At 52.8% G+C, this 3,283-nt stretch carries 5 protein-coding genes; 2 read left to right on the top strand and 3 right to left on the bottom strand.

Annotated features, from left to right (window positions below; genetic code table 11):
* On the bottom strand, positions 1–327 hold a 327-nt coding region (locus tag OEW58_13930; GenBank protein ID MDH5302445.1), incomplete at its 3' end, for a S4 domain-containing protein.
* Positions 328–409: 82 nt separating this feature from the next.
* On the opposite strand from OEW58_13930, the gene OEW58_13925 reads away from it, so the two are divergent.
* Entirely contained in the window at positions 410–1,180 is a 771-nt protein-coding gene (locus tag OEW58_13925) for an outer membrane protein assembly factor BamD (GenBank protein ID MDH5302444.1), read from the top strand.
* Between the two features lie 23 nt (positions 1,181–1,203).
* Positions 1,204–1,725 (top strand): nitroreductase family protein, encoded by a 522-nt coding sequence (locus OEW58_13920; GenBank protein ID MDH5302443.1) that lies wholly within the window; start codon positions 1,204–1,206, stop codon positions 1,723–1,725.
* A 40-nt stretch (positions 1,726–1,765) separates the two neighbouring features.
* On the opposite strand, the gene OEW58_13915 is transcribed toward OEW58_13920, so the two are convergent.
* Both OEW58_13915 and OEW58_13910 read right to left on the bottom strand, forming a co-directional pair.
* Positions 1,766–2,899 carry a response regulator gene (locus OEW58_13915; GenBank protein MDH5302442.1) on the bottom strand — a complete coding sequence of 378 codons (1,134 nt, stop codon included), beginning with the start codon at positions 2,897–2,899 and terminating at the stop codon, positions 1,766–1,768.
* Between the two features lie 123 nt (positions 2,900–3,022).
* On the bottom strand, positions 3,023–3,283 hold a 261-nt coding region (locus tag OEW58_13910), incomplete at its 5' end, for a transcriptional repressor (GenBank protein MDH5302441.1).

The raw sequence follows: 3,283 nt of genomic DNA, 5'->3' as shown, positions 1-3,283 counted from the left end.
CCCGGGATGCACCACCAGACCCGCCGGTTTGTTGATCACCAGCACCGATTCGTCTTCAAACACGACATTCAGCGGAATAGGCTGGGCATCCCAGCGCTCCTTGGGCAAACTGTCCAGCGCCGCTTCTTCGGCAAACACGATTTGTTCACCCCCAAGGACTTTCTCCTTGGCCTTGGCCACCCGGCCATCAATCGTGATCAGTCCTTTTTTCAGCCAGTCCTGCAATCGACTGCGGGAATAATCGGGAAACAGCTCGGCCAATACCTGGTCAACCCGTTTGCCCACCGCCGAATACGGCACCATTTGCTGTAAAGTTTGCTCAGACATCTTTTTTACACGTACTCATTCAAAACCAAGTGGAACAGTTTATACTATGAAGCCATTCCACCGAAGTTAAACCAGCGCAAACATGCATAAACATCTATTTTCCGTGCTGCTGCTAGCGGTGCTTTTAGCGGGCTGCGCCTCAACGCCCGATGACGAACTTGACGATGCCGACGCGGATAAAACCGCCGCCATCCTGTACAACGAGGCCAATGACTCGCTGCACGCTGGTGACTACGAAACGGCCATCTCCCGTCTGGAATCCCTCGAGGCCCGCTTTCCATTTGGCCGTTACGCCCAGCAGGCACAGCTGGATATCGCTTACGCCTACTACAAATACGACGAACCGGATTCTGCGGTTTCGGCACTGGATCGCTTCATCAAACTGTATCCACGCCATCCGCGAGTGGACTATGCCTACTACCTGCGAGGTCTGGTGAAATTTGAACAAGGCCGTGGGGTATTCGACAACTTACCCGGCCAGGATCCGGCCAAGCGCGATCCCGGCGCCGCCAAGCAGGCATTCCAGTTCTTCGATGATCTGGTTAGTCATTACCCCAACAGCATTTACGCTGCAGACGCGGTGGAGCGCATGCGTTACCTGCGCAACAGCTTGGCGCGCTATGAAATTTATGTGGGCGAATATTATTTCCGTCGCGGAGCCTATCTGGCCGCCGCCAATCGCGGCAAACAAGTGCTGGAATACTTCGGCACCACGCCGTCAGTGCCCGATGCGCTGGTGTTAATGATCAAGAGTTACGAGAAACTACAACTGCCCGATCTGGCGGCCGACGCCCAGCGCGTACTGAAGAAGAATTTCCCCAAACACAAAACCGAACTGGCGGCACTCCAATAATTTAAACCACGCAGGAGATAGACATGTGGGATTTTTTTACTACCGTTCGCAACCGTCATTCGATACGCAAATATCAAACGGATATGCCGGTGGAAAAAGAAAAACTGCATGCCATCCTGGAAATGGCTTGCGCCGCTCCCAGTGCCGGTGATCTGCAAGCCTATCGCATTCTGGTCGTCACCGATGCGCCAACCCGCCTGAAAATAAGCAACATCGCCAGTCAGCAGAGTTTCATCAACGAAGCGCCTGTCTGCCTGGTTTTCTGCGCCGAACCGGCACGCTCTGCTGCCAAATTCGGTCAACGCGGCCAAGACCTGTACGCACTGCAGGACGCCACCATTGCCGCCGCCTACGCACAACTGGCCGTGGTTGCCGCCGGTTTGGGAGCCACCTGGATTGGTTATTTTGACGAAGCCCCACTGCGCGCCTGCCTCAACATTGGCGACAATCTGCAACCCGTAGCAATGTTGAGCGTAGGCTATCCTGCCGAACTTCCCAGTGATTCACCACGTCGCGTCTTGAGCGACATCGTCGACTACCGTTAAATTCCCCGGATTCGATCTGTGGAGTGGTTAGGGATGTGAGTTAACCTGCCGCGTGGATTAGCTCGTTTTCGTCTTCAAACTGTTCACGAATCCGCGCGAATTCAGTAGCAAGCTGTTCAAATAAATCAACAATCGCCGGATCAAATTGCCCGCCGCGCCCCTCCAGAATGATGGCGCAACTTTTTTCGTGACTAAAACCATCCTTGTAGCTGCGCTTTGAGCGCAGCGCATCGTAAACATCGGCAATCGCCACGATTCTGGCCGCCAAAGGAATTTGTTCGCCTTGCAGACCATTGGGGTAACCCGTGCCATCCCAGCGTTCATGATGACTTTCGGCGATTTCGATACCCATGCGAATAAAACCATTCCCTGGATGTAATCGATCAACTTCCTTGAGGGTGTCCGCGCCAATCGACGTATGCCGCCGCATCTGCACCCATTCTTCTGGCGTCAGCTTGCCCGGTTTAAGCAAAACATCATCGGGCACTCCCACTTTACCGATATCATGCAGCGGACTGGCGGCAAAAATATTATCAACGAATTGCTGATCAATAACGTCCGCATACGCTGGCAACAATGACATTTGTGACGCCAGCAAATGACAGTAGGCGCGCAAGCGTTCCAGATGCGCGCCGGTTTCAGGATCTTTGGATTCGGCCAGCTTGGACATTGCCAGTATCGCCGCATGGTGGGCAGACACAATTTCTTCCACCTGTTGCTCGACCTGAACAGACAGCTGCTGGTTATGCTGTTCCATCATCAACAGATAACTGGCCTGCTGATCCTGCAGACGTTTTTTCTCAATGCTCGAACGAACTCTGGCCTGTAGCAACACCTGATTGATCGGCTTATCCAGATAATCATCGGCGCCCAGTTCAATGCAGCGAACCACCTTGTCCATATCACCCATTGCGGATACAACAATCACTGGCACACGACGCAATGCTTCGTCATCTGCCATGTACTTCAGCGTCGCCAAACCATCCATGCGCGGCATTTGCAGGTCCAACAGAACCAGATCAAACGACGACTTCTTTAGCTGCTGCACCGCATCCAGACCGTCCACCGCAAACGCCAACTGATATTTTCCCGCCAACCCCAATGCCAATAACTCCCGATTGGTTTCCACGTCATCGACGATCAAAATGCGCGCTTCGGCCAAGAGATTTGTCATAGGCAATTGCTTCACACCCAGAGTTTTTACGTGGTTGTGACTTGTTGTCGGCACAAGGTAAAAGAACTAAAAGGCAAAAAAAACAACTCCCCCTATAAAAATGGGGGAGTCTAGATTGACTGTTTAATTGTTGCGCAATCGGATGATGACATCAACACTATCGATCCGGGTGCCTTCCGGCAGCTGACTGGGCGTCAACGGAGGTAAATCCTGATTGATATCAATCAGTTCACCCGAGTCTTCGTTATAGAAGTGCTGATGCGGAGTTACCTTGGTGTCGTAATACACCTTGGTGGGATCGACCACGCGCTCCTTCACCAACCCCTTGCGGGCAAACAATCCCAACGTATTGTAAATGGTCGCCTTGGATACGCGGTAGCCATG

The sequence above is a fragment of the Gammaproteobacteria bacterium genome, from assembly GCA_029884425.1.
In the GTDB taxonomy this organism is placed as follows: domain Bacteria; phylum Pseudomonadota; class Gammaproteobacteria; order S012-40; family S012-40; genus JAOUHV01.
Note: the sequence above shows the minus strand (reverse complement) of the source record. Positions and strands in the feature narration are given on the sequence as shown.

What these genes read in the sequence shown, in the direction of transcription:
- OEW58_13925 (MDH5302444.1), top strand. Translation starts at nt 410, where the DNA reads ATGCATAAACATCTATTTTCCGTGCTGCTGCTAGCGGTGCTTTTAGCG.
- OEW58_13920 (MDH5302443.1), top strand. Translation starts at nt 1,204, where the DNA reads ATGTGGGATTTTTTTACTACCGTTCGCAACCGTCATTCGATACGCAAA.
- OEW58_13915 (MDH5302442.1), bottom strand. Translation starts at nt 2,899, where the DNA reads ATGACAAATCTCTTGGCCGAAGCGCGCATTTTGATCGTCGATGACGTG.